The organism is Rhizobium sp. Leaf384, from assembly GCF_001424065.1.
GTDB lineage: Bacteria > Pseudomonadota > Alphaproteobacteria > Rhizobiales > Rhizobiaceae > Ferranicluibacter.
On the sequence record NZ_LMQE01000006.1, the window covers coordinates 410869 to 429902 of the forward strand.

A 19034-nucleotide genomic window follows, 5' to 3' on the forward strand; every position below is an offset into this window, starting at 1 on the left:
TCAAATGCAAGACGAGGATGGCACCCGTCCGCAGACGCATGCCGAGAGCGGCTCCTCTGATCCGCTCTGGTATAAGGACGCGATCATCTACCAGCTGCATATCAAGTCGTTTCACGATGGAAACGGCGATGGTATCGGCGACTTCAAGGGCCTTCAGGAGAAGCTTGACCATATCGCGACGCTCGGCGTCACCGCGATCTGGCTTCTGCCGTTCTTCCCCTCCCCGCGTCGCGACGACGGCTATGACATCGCCGACTATGGCGACGTCAGTCCCGACTATGGGACAATGGAGGAATTCCGCGCCTTCGTGGACGCCGCCCACGAGCGGGGCATCCGCGTCATCATCGAACTGGTCATCAACCATACGTCCGACCAGCATCCGTGGTTTCAGCGCGCCCGCAACGCGCCGGTCGGTTCGCCCGAGCGCGACTTCTATGTCTGGTCCGACACGGACCAGAAATTCCCGGAAACCCGCATCATCTTTCTCGACACCGAGAAGTCCAACTGGACCTGGGATCCAGTCGCCGGCGCCTATTACTGGCACCGCTTCTATTCTCACCAGCCGGATCTGAATTTCGACAATCCCAAGGTCATGGAAGAGCTGCTGTCCGTCATGCGGTTCTGGCTGGAGACCGGCATCGACGGCTTCCGCCTGGATGCCATTCCCTATCTGATCGAGCGGGAGGGAACGAACAACGAGAACCTGCCGGAAACGCACGACATCCTGAAGCGCATCCGGGCCGCGCTCGATGCCAGCCACCCCGGCCGCATGCTTCTGGCCGAGGCCAACCAGTGGCCCGAGGATACCAACGAATATTTCGGCAGCGGCGATGAATGCCATATGGCGTTCCATTTCCCGTTGATGCCACGCATGTACATGGCGATCGCCAAGGAAGATCGATTCCCGATCACCGACATCATGCGCCAGACGCCGGACATTCCGGAAAATTGCCAGTGGGCCATCTTCCTTCGCAACCATGACGAACTGACGCTCGAAATGGTGACGGATGCAGAGCGGGATTATCTCTGGAACACCTACGCCGCGGACCGGCGAGCCCGCATCAATCTCGGCATCCGTCGTCGTCTCGCACCGCTGATGGAGCGCGATCGTCGCCGTGTCGAACTGATGAACGCGCTTCTTCTCTCCATGCCCGGAACACCCGTCATCTATTACGGCGACGAGATCGGCATGGGGGACAACATCTATCTCGGCGATCGCGATGGCGTGAGAACGCCGATGCAGTGGTCGCCGGATCGGAATGGCGGCTTTTCGCGCGCCGACCCCGCCCGTCTCGTTCTGCCGCCGGTCATGGACCCGCTCTATGGCTACGAGGCCGTGAACGTCGAGGCGCAAGCGGCCGATGCCCATTCGCTGCTGAACTGGACCCGGCACATGCTGGCGCTTCGCCGGCGCCACATTGCGTTCGGTCGCGGCACGCAACGTTTCCTGAAGCCGGGCAACCGCAAGATTCTCGCCTATCTTCGCGAGTATGAAGGCGACACGATCCTCTGCGTCTTCAATCTCTCGCGCCTGCCGCAGGCAGTGGAGCTTGATCTGTCCGAATTCGAGAACCGGGTACCGATCGAGATGACCGGCATGTCGCCGTTTCCGCCGATCGGCCAGCTGACATATCTTCTCACGCTACCGCCGTACGGGTTCTTTTGGTTCCAGCTCGTGGCCGAAGTCGATGGACCGATCTGGCGCAACGATCCGCCGGAGCAGTTGCCGGACTTTGCAACGATGGTTCTTCGTCGCGACCTCCTGGAGGTGGTGGACGAGCCGCGTTTGGCGCGCATTCTGTCGCGCGATGTGCTGCCATCCTATCTCGCTAAACGCCGTTGGTTCGGCTCGAAGGGCGAAACGCTGCACGGCGCAACGATCGTCAGCGCGATTCCCATGGGATTCCCGCACGATATCCTGCTTGGCGAACTTGAGGCCGAGCTTGAAGGGCACACCGAAACCTACATGCTGCCGCTCGCGATTTCCTGGGATGACACGAATCCGTCGGCCCTTGCCCAGCAACTGGCGCTGACACGCATTCGCCAGGGACGCCGCGTCGGCTTCCTGACCGACGGCTTTGCGGTCGACGCCTTTGCCCGCGGGGTTCTCAAGGGGCTGAGCGAGCGCACACAGATCTCCGGGCGCAGCGGCACATTGGAGTTTATCGGGTCCGACGAGCTTGACGGCATCGACGTTCCCGACGACCTGCCGATCCACTGGCTGTCGGCCGAGCAATCGAACAGCTCCCTGATCGTCGGGGATGTCGCGATGATCAAGCTCATCCGCCATATCTTCCCGGGCATCCACCCCGAAGTGGAAATGACGCGGTACCTGACCAGCGTCGGCTATGCAAACACGGCGCCCCTGCTCGGCGAAATCGCCCGTATCGCGCCCGATGGCGAGCGTTCGACGCTCATCATTATTCAGGGCGCCATCCGCAACCAGGGCGACGCCTGGAACTGGATGCTCGACACCTTGCGCCGCACGCTCGATGACGCCTTGGCCTCGACACCGGAAAGCGCTGGCACCGACGGTCAGGACGGCCTGTTCCTCCCGCTGATGGATTTCGTCAGCAATGTTGGCACGCGTCTTGGTGAACTTCACGTCGCCCTGGCGACGCCCACAGAGGATGAAGCCTTCTCGCCGCTTCATGCTGCAAAGACCGATGTCGAAGCTTTGCGGCACCAGGTGGTCGGCCAGATTTCCGAAGGTCTCGCCATCCTCGATCGTGCACGCGGCGATGTCGATCCGTCGCTCGGCGGCGACATCACGACGCTGGTCGATGGAAGGGAAACGCTGCTTGCCTCCATCGGGGCCCTTGCGGATGCCGCAGCGGACACGCTGATGATCCGCAATCATGGCGATTTCCACCTCGGTCAAATTCTGGTCGCGGATTCGGATGCCTTTATCATCGACTTCGAAGGAGAGCCGGCCCGCGGTCTCGACGAGCGCCGTGCGAAGACCAATCCTCTTCGCGACGTTGCAGGCTTGTTGCGATCCTTGAGCTATCTCGCCGCAACGGCGGAACGCGACCACAACGGCGCCTCCGACCAGAATGGCGATCGACGAACCCTGCTCATTCGGGCCTTCATCGAAAAGGCGGAGGACGCCTTCCTGTCGAGCTACTTCGCTGTCACCAAGATGTCCGACGATCTGCGCATGCCCGACACCGTCAGCACGCGCGTCCTCGACCTTTTCCTCCTGGAAAAGGCCGCCTACGAAATCGCCTACGAAGCTCGTAACCGGCCGAAATGGCTGCCCATCCCGCTCGCTGGCTTCTCGGCCATCGTCCGCAGACTTTCGGAAAGTAATTCCTGATGCTGGAACGCCTCGATCTTCTTCAGGGCATCGATCATGATGCCGTTACCGCTCTCGTCGAGGGCCGCCACGGCGACCCTTTCGCCGTGCTCGGCGCTCACCCCCACGCGGACCGAACCATCGTGCGTGTCTTGATGCCGGGTGCCGTCGGGATCGATCTCCTCGATCCGTCCAGCGGCGCGGTGACAGCCCACCTTGACCTGGTCCATCCCGGCGGACTTTTCGCTGTCTTGACCGACCAGCCCCGCTATCGCTTGCGGATCACCTGGCCAGACGCCGTGCAGGAAACCGAGGACCCATACGCCTTCGGTCCGCTGCTCGGGGATCTCGATCTGCATCTTTTCTCGCAGGGCACACACTACAGCCTTGGCCGGACCTTTGGCGCACGGGTCACCGAGGTCGACGGCATTCAGGGTGTGCGGTTTGCCGTCTGGGCGCCGAACGCGCGACGCGTCTCGGTCGTCGGCGATTTCAACGCTTGGGACGGTCGCCGCAATCCGATGCGGCTCCGCCCATCCGCCGGTGTCTGGGAAATCTTCATTCCGCGCCTCGGCAAGGGCGAACGTTACAAGTTCGAGATCATCGATGCGTCTGGCCATCTTCTGCCGCAGAAGGCGGACCCGGTGGCACGAGCAAGCGAGGCAGCCCCTGCCACCGCCTCCATCGTCGCCTCCGCCTCGCCCTATCCCTGGACCGACGACGACTGGATGCGCCGCAAGGCGGAAACACGCGATGGGGAAGCCGCCATATCGGTCTATGAGGTCCATCTGGAGTCCTGGCTCCGGATTGCCGAGGATGGAAACCGCTCGCTGGACTGGATCGAATTCAGCCAGCGCCTGATACCCTATGCCGCACGCCTGGGCTTCACCCATATCGAACTTCTGCCCATCATGGAGTATCCCTTCGGTGGATCCTGGGGCTATCAGCCGCTTGGCCTTTTCGCTCCGACAGGGCGCTATGGCACGCCGGAGGATTTTGCGTATTTCGTCGATCGATGCCACGCATCCGGGATCGGCGTCATCCTCGACTGGGTGCCGGCGCATTTCCCGACAGACGTCTGGGGCCTCGCCCGTTTTGACGGTACGGCGCTTTACGAGCACGAGGATCCCCGCGAAGGCTTCCACAAGGATTGGAACACGCTGATCTACAATTTCGGGCGCAATGAGGTAAAAGGCTTCCTGATCGCCAGCGCGCTCGAATGGCTGGAGGAGTATCACGTCGATGCCCTGCGCGTGGATGCCGTCGCCTCCATGCTCTACCGCGACTACAGCCGCGAGGCAGGCGAGTGGATCCCCAACCAGTATGGCGGGCGCGAGAACCTGGAAGCCGTCGAATTCTTCAAGCACCTCAACAGCATCGTCCATCAACGGTGCCCGAACGTGCTCATGATCGCCGAGGAATCAACCGCATGGCCGGGCGTGACGCAGCCTGTCGAACAGGGTGGCCTCGGATTCGATTTCAAATGGAACATGGGCTGGATGCACGACACGCTGCACTACGTGCAGGATGACCCCGTCTATCGTCGCTACAATCATGGGCAGATGACGTTCGGAATGGTCTACGCCTATTCCGAAAGGTTCATGCTCCCGCTCTCTCATGATGAAGTGGTTCACGGCAAGGGCTCGTTGCTCGGCAAGATGCCGGGCGACGCTTGGCAGAAACTCGCCAATCTTCGCGCCTACTTCGGCTTCATGTGGGCCCACCCAGGCAAGAAGCTTCTCTTCATGGGCGGGGAGATCGCGCAGGAGACCGAATGGAACCATGATGGTTCGATTGTCTGGGATTTGCTGGACCGGCCGGAGCATGCCGGCATTCAGCGGCTTGTCGGCGACCTGAACCGTCTGTACGCGGCAGAGCCGGCGCTCCAATACGGTGACCTGCATCCGCAAGGCTTCGACTGGGCGGTGTCGGATGATGCCGAGCACTCGGTCTTCGGCATGCTGCGTCTCAACGAAGACCGGACGTCCATGATCCTCGCCGTTTCCAACATGACGCCAGTGCCGCGTCATGGCTACAGGATCGGCGTCCCAGTCGACGGCTCTTGGGAAGAGGTCTTCAACAGCGATGCCGGGGTCTACGGAGGCTCCAACCTCGGGAATATCGAGGTCTGGACGGAGCCGCACCCCGCCCATGGCAAGCCGCAGTCCCTGTCGCTGACCCTTCCCCCGCTGTCGACAATCCTACTGCGCTGGCGATCGAAGGCCTGAACCGAGACCGGATGCGATGCGCCAATCGGTCGCGACACCAAGAGACCACCTGCCATTGACGGCAGGTGGCAAGACCGGCAAGAAGAGCGGCATGCCCCATCAAGATCTCGATCACGACGCTCCGCCCTCCCGCCGGGCGAAAATCATCTTCGGCATTCTTATCTGCATCGTCGTGCTTGCAACGGTGAGCAGCATGGCGACATCGGTCATCCTGTATCTGAAGAGCGTCTGACCTTCTGCACATGAACATCCAGCAGCGCATGCCGGCGCGACGACACTAGCAGATATGGCATACCACTAACATTTGATGTTTTCGGCACGCGAAAGCTGCGGAACTCTCCGCCACAACATGCGTTGACGGGCAGATTCCTTAACAGGACAGCACGTTTCTCGCATGTCAGGAGCATCATCATGAAAGCCACGGCCACGCTCGCTTTCTTCCTCACCGTCGCCATGACGCTCTTTATTGCCGGTTTTCTCAGTGCCTCAGCCCTGATGGCAAAGCCCGCAACCGAAGCGCTGGCCAATATCAATGCGCCTGATCTTTGGACCTCCGAGCCGAAGCGTGTCGAGGCAGCGGACCGCGGATTCGATCGTGCCCCTTCGGCGCCGCCTGTCGATCTCGCATCGTCGGAAACGCTCGCCGTTGCCCAACCGGTCGTGGCGGCAGACAACGCGTCCGCCGAAATCGACCAGACCCAGCCTGGCACACCCGTTGCCGATACGCAGAGCGCGATGGCCGAAAATCAAGCCGTGAGCAATCCCGAACGCCAAGCCTGGTGCGCGAGCCGGTACCGCTCCTACAGCGCCGACGACAACAGCTACAGCGCCTATAGCGGCGAGCGGAAGGCCTGTGTATCGCCTTACATGGATGTCGCCTCCACCGATGACATCGGCCGGATGTCGCCGTCCTCCGATCTCCAGACCAGCGACCACGTCCGCAAGTGTCAGGAGCGGTACTCCTCCTATCGGATTTCGGACAACACCTACCAGCCCTATGGCGGACCGCGACGCGCCTGCGTCATGAACTGACGCGATACCGGACCGGAACAGAAGTTGGAAAGATCGTCCTCGTTCATGACAGGCAGACGCATCGTCGTTATCAGCGACTTTCAAGATGGACAGCCCGACGACGGCCTTTTGCCAACGATCGAGGACGCATACCAAGACTGGATGTCGGGACGACGCGGGCAGGCCCCGGAGGTGGTTTCGGACCGCGAGACCGTCGCTGTCGATGGCGGCTACATCGAGCGTTTGCCGCTTGCCTGCTTGAGATCGGGCCTCGTCGACAGCGCCGAAATCTGGACGCACTGGCGCGGTAGCCACCCGCCGGAACCGCCTTATAGAGGGAGCCCGCACCTGAAACGCCGGGCGTTCCGCATGAACGGCCCGCACGCCCCCTTCGCCTCCAACGACATGCTCGGCCATATCGCAGCCTTCAGTGCGCCGGATATCCTCTGCGTCTGGGGTCTTGGCGTTAGCGAGGACATTCTTCTTGCCTGTCGCGACAGCTTCAAGATCTACAATTCCATCGACGCGCCAGCCCTGCGCATACCGCCCGAGGTCAGTCGGCATTTCGATCTCGTCCTGACCGGTGCAGAGTGGCAGTCGGACGTCGTGCGCGCGCGTCATCCGAATATGCTGACAGCCATTCTGCCGGTCGGCCCTGAGTTTGCTTCGGACACGACATTCTATCCGCTGGATCTGCCCAAAACCTACGACATCATCTATGTCGCCGCCGCCCAGGGCTACAAGCGCCACGACATCCTGTTTGACGCCATGGCCAGGCTACCGCGCTCTCTGCGCGCACTCTGCGTCTGTGGTTACGGCGACATGGTCGACGAGTTCCGGCATCAGATCGCGCAAAGGGACATCTCCGTCGACATCATCGACCCGCCCGGCGTCCCGTTCGAGGAGGTCAACCGCCTGATGAACACGGCGCGTCTCGGTGTCGTCTGCGGCGTCGATGACGGAGCGCCGGCTATCCTCACGGAATACATGCTGGCTGGGCTCCCGGTTCTGGCCAACAGTGCACTTTCCTGCGGTCGCCAGTACATCACGCCGGAAACCGGCCGGACGGCGACAGCGGAAAACTTCCATCTTGCCATCGCCGACATCCTGGAGAACCTGTCGGCGTTCACGCCGCGCCCGGTCGTTCGCGCCAACTGGACCTGGCCACATTCGGTCCAGAAACTGGAATCCCTGATGTCGAAGCCTTAAAAAAAGCGCACCGCACGACGGAACCTAGAGAGGCCCGCACAGTTCCCTGCAAGCTTGAAGGAAGGGAGCTCTATGAATCTACTGGGTGCGTTTTCGAAGGTTTCGGAGGGCATGTATTGCACCGACGCACCGATCGTCTGTTTTTCCCACCTGCGCTGGGACTTCGTTCTTCAGCGTCCGCAGCATCTGATGCAGCGGTTCTCTGCCGATCGGCAGGTCTTCTTCTTCGAGGAATACATCCCGACCGACCACCACTTGGCCTATCTCGAGATACATCCGTTTGCCGGCACCACCGTCAAGGCCATTCGCCCACGCGTGCCGCACGGATGGAGCGAACCGCAGCGGGAAGAGGCGCTGGCCCATCTGCTGGATGATCTCCTGGCGCTGCACGGCGGCCGACAGCCGATCCTCTGGTTCTACACGCCCCTGATGTTCGCCTTTGCGCGCCATGTGGACGCGGCAGCCGTCGTCTACGACTGCATGGACGAGCTTGCGAATTTCAAGTTTGCGCCGCCGCAATTGAAGGCCATGGAACAAGCCCTTCTCGACCGGGCCGATGTCGTCTTTACCGGCGGCTACAGTCTCTACGAGGCCAAGCGGGGCCGCCACGACAATCTGCATGCCTTCCCCTCGAGCGTGGACGCCCACCATTTCCGCACAGCCCGCAACGGGCATGCCTCACCCTCCGACCAGGCCGACATCCCGGGTCCGCGACTGGGCTACTACGGCGTTATCGACGAGCGGCTGGATCTGGGCCTCATCCGCGATATCGCTGCAGCACGTCCGGATTGGTCGTTCATCTTCCTCGGTCCCGTGGTGAAGATCTCGCACGACGAGCTGCCCCGTGCGCCGAACATCCATTATCTCGGACAGAAGAGCTACGCCGAGCTTCCGTCCTACTTGTCCGGCTGGGATGTCGCTCTGATGCCCTTTGCGCTGAACGAAGCGACGCGGTTCATCAGCCCCACCAAGACGCCGGAATATCTCGCCGCTGGCCGGCCGGTCGTCAGTACCCCCATCACCGACGTGGTTCGCAGCTATGGGGACGTTCCCGGTGTCTTCATTGGCGAAGATGCGGCACGCTTCGTCGACGCCTGCGCCGCGGCCCTTGCTCTGCAGCATGCCGCCGGCTCCTGGCTCGACACGGTGGATGCGCTTCTGGGTCGCTCCTCCTGGGACGACACGGCCCGGGAGATGCGCATGCTCATCGAGCATACCATGGGCGGGCCTGCGCCTTTTCCAGCCGAAGTCGCCGGGCAGCGAGCGGCACGGGCACAGGGTCAACCGACGCCTCATGCCTGAAAAACCCGCAAGACGCCCGCGCATCGTCCTCGCAACGGACAGCCGCGACCCATCGGGCCTGGGCGAACACATGCTGGCGCTTGCGCGCGGCCTGTCTGCTGATCATGAGGTCATTCTGCTTGCCGATCCAGCCAGCGCCGGTCCGTTTCTGGCCCGGGCCGCAAGACTGCGGCTCGCCGTCAAGGACATGCCGCTGGACGAAGATCTGGCAGCATGGCTCCAGCGCGCCAATATCGATCTGCTTCATGTCCACGCCGGCATTGGCTGGGAAGGACACGCGCTTGCAGCTGCGGGGATTGCCAGCGGCATTCCCGTGATCCGCACCGAACACCTGCCCTATCTCCTGACCGATGCGGCCCAGCAGACGCAGTACCGGACGGAAACCTCCCGTCTGTCCCATCATATCGTCGTCTCGGAAGCGTCTCGAAAGACATATGCCTGCGGTCATGTCGACCCGTCGCGCTTGACCGTCGTTCGAAACGGCATTTTCCCCTTGGAACCCGCCGCAGCGCCCGATCAGACCCGGGCCGCCCTTGGTCTTTCCGGCCGGACGGTTCTCCTCTCCGTCGCCCGCTTTTCCGCCCAAAAGGATCACGCCTCCCTTATCCGCGCCATGCCGGCGATCCTGCGCCAACATCCGTCCGCCATGCTTCTTCTGGTCGGCTCGGGGGAGGAGCGGCAGCGGGTCGAGGCTCTCGCGGCTGAGACAGGCGTTGCGGGCTCCGTGTGCTTTCTCGGCCAACGCGACGACGTGGCGGACCTCATGGCGATCGCCGATCTCTTCGTGCTCTCCTCCTTGTTCGAGGGCCTGCCGCTCGCTGTGCTGGAGGCCATGTCGGTCGGGGTGCCGGTGGTCGCCACGCGAATTGGTGGCACGGTGGAAGCGCTTGGCGACGAACATCCTTATTTCGCCGAACCGGGGCAGCCTGCCTCGCTCGCCGAAGCCATCATCGGGGCACTTGACGATCCCGCCGGACGTGCAGCCATCGGAGAGGCGGGACGAGCCCAATTTCGTCGCCATTTCTCCGCCGCGCGGATGGCTTCGGAAACCGCCTCCGTTTACCGGCCCTTCATTGCGCTGAACTCATCCCTGACAAAGGACCGCTCCATGCAGAAGACACGCCTTGGCTTCATCGGCGTCGGTGGCATCGCCCACCGCCACCTCGACATTCTCGCAACGTTCGAGGACGTCGAACTGGTCGCCTTCGCGGATCCGGACGCGGCCCGTGCGGACGCGGCAGCCCGCCGCTTCGGCGCTACGTCCTTTACCAGTCATCGCGACATGCTGGAAAGCGCGACGGTCGACGCCGTCTATATCTGCGTCCCGCCCTTCGCGCACGGTGAGCCAGAGCGCGATCTGATCGCCAAGGAAATTCCTTTCTTCGTCGAAAAGCCGGTCTCGCTGGACATTGCCCTGGCCGAGGAAATCGCCGCGGGCGTCGCCGAAAAGAACCTCGTCACGGCTGTCGGCTATCACTGGCGCTATCTCGATACCGTTGAGGAAGCCCGCGCCCTGCTCGCCGATAATCCTGCACAGTTGCTTTCCGGGTATTGGCTGGACTCGACCCCGCCGCCGCAATGGTGGTGGAAGGAAGATAAGTCCGGCGGGCAGATGGTAGAGCAGACGACGCACCTGCTCGATCTCGCGCGCTTCCTGATCGGCGAGGTCACGGAGGTCTATGGTCGTGCGGGCCATGCGGAGCGGCAGGACTTCCCGGGCCTCGACGTGCCGACCGTCAGCACTGCAAGCCTCACTTTCCAGTCCGGGGTCGTCGCCAACATCGCCTCCACCTGCCTGCTCGGCTGGAGCCATCGCGTGGGCCTGCATATCTTTGCCGACAAGCTGGCGATCGAACTGACCGACCGCGACATCATGGTCGATGTCGGCCGTGGTCGGCCCGTCCGCCAAGCCGACGGCGATCCCGTCTGGCGTGAGGATCGTGACTTCATCGATGCCGTCCGCGGCAGCGAGAACCGGATTCGCTGCCCTTATGCCGATGCCGTCGCCACCCATCGACTGGCTCTTGCCGTGGTTGCGTCGTCCCGCAGCGGCGAAGCGGTGCATCTCGACCTCCCCGCCCTTACCCGTGCGCCGCTGGCACCGCTGCAGTTCCAGCCGCGACCGGAAGAAGCGCCTCGCGGCATGCCGCCGGGCCACCGGAAGATCCGCTCGCTCGGCATCGAGGGGCCAGGCCGCGCCTATGTGTTCGAATATGAGGAGGGGCCGCCCGCCGACGGACAGGTCCGGCTGGAGACCCTCTACACCGGTCTTTCCGCCGGCACCGAGCTGACCTTCCTGAAGAACACCAATCCGTATTTTCGTTCGCGGTTCGATGCGGGTCGGGGCGTCTTCATCGAAAACGAACCGGATCTGCACTATCCCGTGCCTTTCCTCGGCTACATGGAAGTCGCGCGTGTCTCGGAGTCCCGCACGGGCGGCTATGCCGAGGGCGACGTGATTGCCACCACCTATGCGCACAAGACCGGCCACACGGCGGATCCCTATCACGACGTGCTCGTGCCCATGCCGGCCGAGGTGGACCCGCTCCTTGGCGTCTTTGTCGCGCAGATGGGGCCGATCGCAGCGAACGGCATCCTCCACGCCGATGCAGAAGCGATGGGGACCCAGGTTGCGGCGCTTGGGGCCGGTGTCGCCGGCAGGCCTGTGCTTGTGATCGGCGCCGGTACGGTGGGCCTCATGACCGCCTTGTTCGCCCGCAAGCTCGGCGCATCCGATGTCGTCATCACCGACCCGTCCGACTTCCGTCGGGCCAAGGCCGAAGCCATGGGCTTGACCGCCATGACGGAGGATCAGGCCTGGCAGCATGCGAAAGCGCGTTGGCACGATGGCGGGCTCGGTCGGGGCGCCGATCTCGTCTTCCAAACGCGCGCACATTCCGGCAGCCTGCAGACCGCCCTCAAGGCCTTGCGTCCTCAGGGCACGGTGATCGACCTTGCCTTTTATCAAGGCGGGGCAGATGCACTTCGTCTCGGCGAGGAGTTTCACCATAACGGCCTCAACATTCGCTGCGCGCAGATCAACCGCGTGCCGCGCGGCCTTTCGGCGATCTGGAACCGGCAGCGCCTTGCACGGGAAACGGTCGATCTCCTGCGCCACGACGGCGCGACGATCCGCGAGCACATGGTGACCCATGTCGTGCCGTTCGAGGACGGCCCTGCCTTCCTTCAGGATCTCGTGAAGCATCGCCCCGACTTCCTGCAGGTCGTCTTCAAGGTCGGCGCATGATGCCGGCGGCGGACACGGTTGCATTGCGAGAGCCGCCCATGCGGATCCTCTTCGTCTTCGCCTGGCTGGTGGTCGGCGGAGAAGAGACGGAGGTCCGGCTGCTGGCGAAGGCGCTGGATACCGATCGCTACCAGATCGACGTGGTCGCCTGCTTCCGCAAGCCCGGGATGCCCGAGCAGACCCATGAACAACTGAGGGCGCTGGGCGTATCGGTGGATACCGCGCCCTACGCCATGTCGTTCGAGGATACGGTGTCCTACCTTGCAGGCAAGGTTCCCGGCTACGACGTTGTGGTCTCGTGTCAGAATGTTGCCGATATCTATCCGGCACTGGAGCGTCTGAGCCTTTGTCCGCCATTGATCGAACATGGCGGGCTTGTTTCCGAAGCCCTGGCGGGCCCGAAGCATCTCACCACCCGCTATGTCGGTGTCTGCCGATCCATCCGGGACGCAGCGGCATCCCGCATGCCGGGCCGTGAGGACGATGCGATCGAGATCCCCTCCATGGTGGATCTTTCCGCATTCGACCCGTCGCGGCGGGAAGACATGCGGGCCGAACTCGGATTGTCCGCTCGACACACCGTGATCGGATGGGTCGGGAGGCTCGATCCCAAGAAGAATGTAGAGCACGTCATCGCCGCCGCATCGCTTCTCCATGCCGAGAACCCCGACGTGCGCGTCGTCATCGTCGGCGGTCCCGATGCCTTCATGCCGGACTACGCCGCCGATCTTCGGGAACGTGTCGCTGCTCTCGGCCTCGCGGACGTTGTGCAGTTTCTGGGGGACCGCAAGGACATTCCGGATCTGCTTCAGGCCTTTGACGTCTTCGTCTGGGTGTCACGTGGCGAAGGCATGCCGCATGTCATCGCAGAAGCCGGCGCGGCCCGTCTTCCGGTCATTTCGACGCCGGACAACGGCGCGCTGCAGCAGATCGAGGACGGCACGACCGGGCTGATCGTGCCCTATGACGATCCGCCCTCGATCGCTGCGGCGGCCGGCCGACTGATTTCCGATCCGGCTCTTCGCAGACTGCTGGGAGACGCTCTGCGCCAGAAGGTCGAACGCCTCTACGCCGTCGAGGCCGTCGTGCCGCAGTGGGAGCAATTGTTGAACGCCGTTGTTTCGCGGCGGGTTGCCCGCGGCCCGACCGGTCTCTTCCGGTCGTTCATCCAAGGCGGGTTCGAGTGCTCGACACATCGGCTGCGCCCGATGCCGGAGGAGCCGCTCGGGCCCCGGCTCGACATGATCGACGATATCGCCCACGACATCCATGCAGAGCGCGATTACCGGCAGCTGCAACGGTTCGGCATCCAGACGGTGCGCGATGGTTTTCGCTGGCACCGCATCGAAACCGCAGGCCGTTTCGAGTGGTCCAGCGTGCGGCCCATGCTGCAGGCGGCTGCCCGTTCGGGAACACAGGTCATCTGGGATGTGCTGCACTATGGCTGGCCGGACGACATCGACATCTGGACACCGCATTTCGTGGAGCGCTTTGCGCGGTTTGCCGGCGAATGCGCCCGCGTCGTGCGGGAGGAAAGCGACGACATTCCTTTTTATTGCCCGGTGAACGAGATTTCGTTCTTCTCATGGGGCGCAGGCGATGCCGGCTATCTGAACCCCTTTGCGAACGGCCGGGGATTCGAGCTCAAGGTCCAACTGGCCCGTGCAGCGATCGCCGGCATGGATGCGATCCTCGCCGTCGATCCCCGGGCACGCTTCGTGCATTGCGACCCGGTCATCAATGTCATCACCGATCCGTCCCGGCCGTGGGAAGCACCGGTTGCGGAAGGTCACCGGCAATCCCAGTTTCAGGGATGGGACTTGATTTCAGGCCGTATGTGGCCGCAGATCGGTGGCGCCGAACGCTATCTGGACGTCATCGGCGTCAACTACTACTTCAACAACCAGTGGATTCATGGCGGCCCGCCGATCGATATCGGCCACCCGCTCTACAAGCCGCTTCGCACGATTTTGATCGAAACCTATGCCCGCTATGGCAAGCCGATGATGATCGCCGAAACCGGCATCGAGGACGACCGTCGCGCGGCCTGGTTCACCTATGTGGCGCAGGAAGCCCTGGCCGCCATGAAGGCTGGTGTTCCGCTGGAAGGCCTTTGTCTCTACCCGATCGTCAACCATGCCGGCTGGGACGACAAGCGCCCTTGCCAGAACGGCCTCCTGTCCGCCGCCATGCCGGCCGAAGGTCGGCGGGTCTACACGCCGTTGTCCGAGGCGATCGCGACCTTTCTGCAGAAGAACGGCGAACGGGTGCAAGGCACGGGAGCGGAGAAGAGAGACGGGAACCTGAAGCGCGCAAGAGGCCTTTGACCTTCCGTCGATCCTTATCGACGGTCGCACCCTGGCGACATCGCGGAAACCTTGCATCTTTTCCTCTGGCAGGGCAAGCCTTGCCCTGCCGGAGGAATGTCCAGAATCAGAATTCGAGATCGACGACGATCACGCCATCGGGCCCACCCCTGGTATGGGCCACGATCCGCGCACCGGCCGCCTGATGGTGTGGATGGACAAGGTAGGCATCGCGAACGGCCGCGCTCTTGAAATCGAACCAGAACGCATCGGTGAAGCCGCGCATCATGTCCATTTCGACGCTGACATTGGGGCCCGCATGAAAGCCGCGGATGCCGTCGATCTGCCCCTTGAGCGCCTCGAGCTCGTGGTAGATCGACTGCTTGTCGGCCTCCGATACGCTATCCTTGAACTTCAAAAGCACGATATGCCGGATCATCGGTCATCTCCTGTCATTCCGTATCGCCCTGCACAGGGCGGAGGGACCGGGGCTGCGCGAACGAGCGCCAACCCCGGTTCCCAATTTTACGCTAGCAGCCGGCGCCCGGCCTGCCGTCAGCTCAGTTGGGGCAGCGCGCCAATCAGCTTGTCGAGCGTCACGGGATAGTTTCTCACGCGAATTCCCGTTGCATTGTAGACGGCGTTGTTGATCGCCGCTGCCACCCCGCACAATCCCAGTTCACCGACACCCTTCGCCTTCATCGGCGAGGACATCGGATCGGTCTCGTCCATGAAGATGACCTCCTGATGGGGAATGTCGGCGTGAACGGGCACTTCATATCCCGCCAGATCGTGGTTGACGAAGAAGCCGCGCTTCTTATCCACGGCGAGCTCCTCCGAAAGTGCCCCGCCGACGCCCATCGTCATCGCGCCGATGACCTGACTGCGGGCTGTCATCGGGTTGAGAATCCGGCCTGCGGCGCAGACGGCAAGCATCCGCCGTATCCGCGGTTCGCCGGTCGCGATGTTCACGCCGACCTCCACGAAGTGGGCGCCGAAGGTCGACTGCTGCTTTTCCTCGGAGATATCGCCGTACTCGATCGTATCCTCCACGACCAGGGGCTTATCCTTGACGGCCTCAGCGAGCGGCACGCGGCGATCGCCCGAGATCACCATGCCATCCGCAAAGTCGATGTTCTCCGCATTGAATCCGAGCGCCGCGGCGATGGCCTCCCGCATCTTGACGCAGGCAGCGTAGACCCCCGCCGTGGCGCTGTTGCCGCCCCACTGCCCGCCCGAGCCGGACGAGACCGGAAAGCGCGAGTCGCCAAGATTGACGGCAACGCGGTCGATCGGCAGACCCAGCATCTCCGCCGCGGTCTGGGCGATGATGGTATAGCTGCCGGTGCCGATGTCGGTCATATCCGTCTCGACGGTCAGGACACCCTCGCGATCGAGCCGAGCTCGGGCACCGGACGGCATGACCATGTTGTTGCGGAACGCCGCGGCAACGCCCATGCCCACCAACCAGTCGCCGTCCTGAACAGTACCAGGCCGCGCATTGCGCTTGTCCCAGCCGAACCGTTCGGCCCCGAGCTTCATGCAGCCGACGAGATCACGATGGGAAAAAGCCTTTTCCGGCTTTTCCGGATCAACCTGCGTATCATTGAGGATCCGGAAGGCCACCGGATCCTGACCGAGCTTTTCCGCCATTTCATCCATGGCGACTTCGAGCGCCATCAGGCCGGGAGCTTCGCCCGGCGCACGCATGGCATTGCCTTCGGGAAGGTCGAGCACGGCAAGCCGCGTTGCCGTCATCCGGTTGGCGCCGGCATAAAGCAGCCGCGTCTGCTGGACCGCCACCTCCGGGCCGCCGCCTTCAAGGTCGCCAGACCAGCTCTCATGTGCGATGGCGGTGATCTTGCCATCCTGTCCGGCACCGATCCGGATCCGCTGGATGGTGGCCGGGCGGTGTGTCGTGTTGTTCATGAGAAACGGCCGGGGCAGCGCGACCTTTACCGGCCGGCCCGCCTCGCGGGACGCGAGTGCGGCGAGAACCGCATCGGAGCGCAGGAACAGCTTGGACCCGAACCCGCCGCCGATGAACGGCGACATGATGTGGATCTTCTCCTTGTCCATATCGAGCGCGGTGGCGAGATCCGACCGCCACCAGTCGACCATCTGGCTCGACGTCCACACCGTCAGCGCATCCCCATCCCAGGCGGCGATGGACGCGTGCGGCTCCATCATCGCATGGGACTGGTCGGGGGTGGTATAGGTCTGGTCCAGCTGGACCGTGGCTGTCTCGAAGGCCGGCGCAAAATCGCCCGCCGCGGAATCCGGTTCTCCGTCCTTCGGCTTGATGGCAGCGTCCATGGAGGCCTCGAGGTCGAACGCCCCTTTGGACTCCTCATAGTCCACCTTGATCAGGTGCGCCGCTGCCCGCGCCTGTTCGAAGGTTTCGGCAACGACGACGGCCACGGCCTGATGATAATGATGGATGTCGACACCGCCGAAGAGTTTGGCCGTATTGCGCTTGGCCTTCTTCAGGTCCGGCATGCTGTCGCTGGTGACGATCTTGATGACGCCCGGAGCACGGCTGGCTGCCGTCACGTCCATTGCCCGGATACGGCCCTTGGCGATCGCGGCGCCGAGCGGGTAGCCGTAGGCATAGGGCACGGCATCATCGTGCCACTCGTAGGCGTACTTGGCGCGACCCGTCGTCTTCATCTGCCCATCGATGCGCTCGATCGGCTTGCCGACGACCGTCATGCGGTCGATCGGGTTCTGTGTTGCAGGTGTGTCGAATTTCATGATCTCAACCCTTCGCTTCTGCAAGGACAGCGCCAAGCGTCCGCTCGACAAGCTTTACCTTGTAGGCATTGTGTTCCGTCGGCTGGGCATCGAGCAGGAGACGACGCGTTACCCGGCCGGCACCGCTCGGCAACTCAGCGTCCGCCGTATCAAGACGCCACGGCTTGTGCGCGACGCCGCCAACGGCGACACGACCGGTCCCGTCCGGAAGGATCACGGCACCAACCGAAATCAGCGCGAACGCGTAGGATGCGCGATCGCGAACCTTCCGGTAGATATGCTTGCCGCCGATCGGCTTCGGAAGCACGACGGCCGTGATGACCTCGCCTTTCTTCAGCTCGGTTTCGATATGCGGCGTGTCGCCCGGCAGCCGGTGGAAGTCGGCGATCGGGATGCTGCGCTTGGCGCCATCCGCCCCGACGGTCTCGATCACGGCATCGAGCGCGCGCATGGCAATCGCCATGTCGCTCGGATGCGTCGCAATGCAGGAGTCGCTGACGCCGACAATGCCGAGCTGACGGCTGAAGCCGTCAATGGCGGAACAGCCGCTGCCGGGCTGGCGCTTGTTGCAGGGCTGGTTGGTGTCGTAGAAATAGGGACAGCGCGTGCGCTGCAGGAGATTGCCCGCCGTGGTCGCCTTGTTGCGAAGCTGCCCTGACGCCCCTGCCAGAAGCGCGCGGGAGAGGAGGCCGTAGTCGCGCCGAACCCGCTCGTCGGCAGCGAGCTCGGTGTTGCGCACCAGCGCTCCGATCCGCAAGCCGCCTTCGGGCGTTGCCTCGATCGTGTCGAGCCCCAGCGAATTGACATCGATCAGATGCGTCGGCGTCTCGATTTCAAGCTTCATCAGGTCGAGAAGATTGGTGCCGCCGGCGATGAACCGGGCTGCATCATGGCTGGCTGCCGCCTTGGCAGCGGCTTCCACGGAGGTCGCGCGTTCGTAGGTAAAGGATTTCATGCCGGCCTCCCTGCGACGTCCGCAATGGCATCGACAATGTTGGAGTAGGCCCCGCATCGACAGATATTGCCGCTCATCCGCTCGCGAACCTCTTCCAGGCTGAACGCGGCCTTGGCCGTCAGATCGCCCGTCACGTGGCTTGGGATGCCCGCCTTGATCTCTTCGAGCACGGCGATCGACGAACAGATCTGGCCGGGCGTGCAGTAGCCGCACTGGTAACCGTCATGCTTCACGAAGGCCGCCTGCATCGGATGCAGCTTGCCAGGCTCGCCGAGCCCCTCGATCGTCACCACCTCGTCGCCTTCATGCATGATGGCGAGCGACAGGCAGGAATTGATCCGTCGTCCATCCACCATCACCGTGCAGGCGCCGCACTGTCCGTGATCGCAGCCTTTCTTGGTGCCTGTCAGGTGCAGATGCTCCCGCAGCGCATCGAGAAGCGTCGTCCGGTTATCGACCGTCAGCGTCTGATCCTGACCGTTTACCTTGAACGACACGCTGGAGGTTTCACCGACCGGCATGCTGCCCGGTTTTTCCCCCGCCGGGGCCTGAGCCTGCGCCCGTGCTGTCGAGGCAACGCCGCTGACGGCAACGGTCGCAGCGGAAGCCATCAGAAGGTCCCTTCGAGAGAGATCGAGGTCGCCTTGGTTTAGCATGTCCTGCTCCATGTTCTGGTGAGAGTTCCGCGACATGGGATTGCGCGGATCCGTACGCTGGAGCTAGG

The 19034-nt window shown here is 63.1% G+C and carries 11 protein-coding genes and 1 pseudogene; 8 read left to right on the forward strand and 4 right to left on the reverse strand.

The genetic code is table 11. The annotated features are described in order from the left end of the window. The first annotated feature begins 4 nt into the window (after window positions 1–4). From treS to ASG25_RS15500, 8 genes and pseudogenes are all read left to right on the forward strand, one after another. Entirely contained in the window at window positions 5–3319 is a 3315-nt protein-coding gene (gene treS / locus ASG25_RS15470; protein WP_062475869.1) for a maltose alpha-D-glucosyltransferase, read from the forward strand. After that, window positions 3316–5526 (forward strand): 1,4-alpha-glucan branching protein GlgB, encoded by a 2211-nt coding sequence (gene glgB / locus ASG25_RS15475; RefSeq protein WP_062475568.1) that lies wholly within the window; start codon window positions 3316–3318, stop codon window positions 5524–5526. The genes treS and glgB overlap by 4 nt, the downstream gene beginning before the upstream one ends. A gap of 91 nt (window positions 5527–5617) precedes the next feature. Next, entirely contained in the window at window positions 5618–5758 is a 141-nt protein-coding gene (locus ASG25_RS22820; RefSeq protein ID WP_156379868.1) for a hypothetical protein, read from the forward strand. Window positions 5759–5937: 179 nt separating this feature from the next. Next, window positions 5938–6558, forward strand: coding sequence for a BA14K family protein (locus ASG25_RS15480; RefSeq protein WP_062475571.1), 621 nt, complete (start codon window positions 5938–5940; stop codon window positions 6556–6558). 45 nt (window positions 6559–6603) lie between these two features. After that, entirely contained in the window at window positions 6604–7746 is a 1143-nt protein-coding gene (locus ASG25_RS15485; RefSeq protein ID WP_082480233.1) for a glycosyltransferase, read from the forward strand. 72 nt (window positions 7747–7818) lie between these two features. Then, window positions 7819–8931 (forward strand): annotated as a pseudogene (locus ASG25_RS15490) (glycosyltransferase family 1 protein); the annotation flags it as partial. 109 nt (window positions 8932–9040) lie between these two features. Continuing rightward, on the forward strand, window positions 9041–12295 hold the full coding sequence (locus ASG25_RS15495) for a glycosyltransferase (RefSeq protein ID WP_062475574.1): 3255 nt from the start codon (window positions 9041–9043) through the stop codon (window positions 12293–12295). Between the two features lie 38 nt (window positions 12296–12333). Continuing rightward, entirely contained in the window at window positions 12334–14622 is a 2289-nt protein-coding gene (locus ASG25_RS15500; RefSeq protein WP_244479419.1) for a glycosyltransferase family 4 protein, read from the forward strand. A gap of 106 nt (window positions 14623–14728) precedes the next feature. Here ASG25_RS15500 and ASG25_RS15505 read toward each other — a convergent pair whose 3' ends face one another. The 4 genes from ASG25_RS15505 to paoA all read right to left on the reverse strand — a co-directional run bounded on the left by ASG25_RS15505 (window position 14729) and on the right by paoA (window position 18978). After that, window positions 14729–15040, reverse strand: coding sequence for a Dabb family protein (locus tag ASG25_RS15505; protein WP_062475577.1), 312 nt, complete (start codon window positions 15038–15040; stop codon window positions 14729–14731). A gap of 116 nt (window positions 15041–15156) precedes the next feature. Further along, on the reverse strand, window positions 15157–17355 hold the full coding sequence (gene paoC, locus ASG25_RS15510) for an aldehyde oxidoreductase molybdenum-binding subunit PaoC (RefSeq protein WP_062475583.1): 2199 nt from the start codon (window positions 17353–17355) through the stop codon (window positions 15157–15159). Between the two features lie 4 nt (window positions 17356–17359). Further along, window positions 17360–18310, reverse strand: a complete 951-nt coding sequence (locus tag ASG25_RS15515) for a xanthine dehydrogenase family protein subunit M (protein WP_062475588.1) — start codon at window positions 18308–18310, stop codon at window positions 17360–17362. Next, window positions 18307–18978 (reverse strand): aldehyde dehydrogenase iron-sulfur subunit PaoA, encoded by a 672-nt coding sequence (gene paoA, locus ASG25_RS15520; RefSeq protein ID WP_200942815.1) that lies wholly within the window; start codon window positions 18976–18978, stop codon window positions 18307–18309. The genes ASG25_RS15515 and paoA overlap by 4 nt, the downstream gene beginning before the upstream one ends. Window positions 18979–19034: the final 56 nt, after the last annotated feature.

Bases quoted from the DNA above. Each gene is read 5' to 3' on its own strand.
- paoA (WP_200942815.1), bottom strand. From the start codon at position 18,978: ATGGAGCAGGACATGCTAAACCAAGGCGACCTCGATCTCTCTCGAAGG.
- ASG25_RS15480 (WP_062475571.1), top strand. From the start codon at position 5,938: ATGAAAGCCACGGCCACGCTCGCTTTCTTCCTCACCGTCGCCATGACG.
- ASG25_RS15485 (WP_082480233.1), top strand. From the start codon at position 6,604: ATGACAGGCAGACGCATCGTCGTTATCAGCGACTTTCAAGATGGACAG.
- paoC (WP_062475583.1), bottom strand. From the start codon at position 17,355: ATGAAATTCGACACACCTGCAACACAGAACCCGATCGACCGCATGACG.
- ASG25_RS15505 (WP_062475577.1), bottom strand. From the start codon at position 15,040: ATGATCCGGCATATCGTGCTTTTGAAGTTCAAGGATAGCGTATCGGAG.
- treS (WP_062475869.1), top strand. From the start codon at position 5: ATGCAAGACGAGGATGGCACCCGTCCGCAGACGCATGCCGAGAGCGGC.
- ASG25_RS22820 (WP_156379868.1), top strand. From the start codon at position 5,618: ATGCCCCATCAAGATCTCGATCACGACGCTCCGCCCTCCCGCCGGGCG.
- ASG25_RS15495 (WP_062475574.1), top strand. From the start codon at position 9,041: ATGCCTGAAAAACCCGCAAGACGCCCGCGCATCGTCCTCGCAACGGAC.
- ASG25_RS15515 (WP_062475588.1), bottom strand. From the start codon at position 18,310: ATGAAATCCTTTACCTACGAACGCGCGACCTCCGTGGAAGCCGCTGCC.
- ASG25_RS15500 (WP_244479419.1), top strand. From the start codon at position 12,334: ATGCGGATCCTCTTCGTCTTCGCCTGGCTGGTGGTCGGCGGAGAAGAG.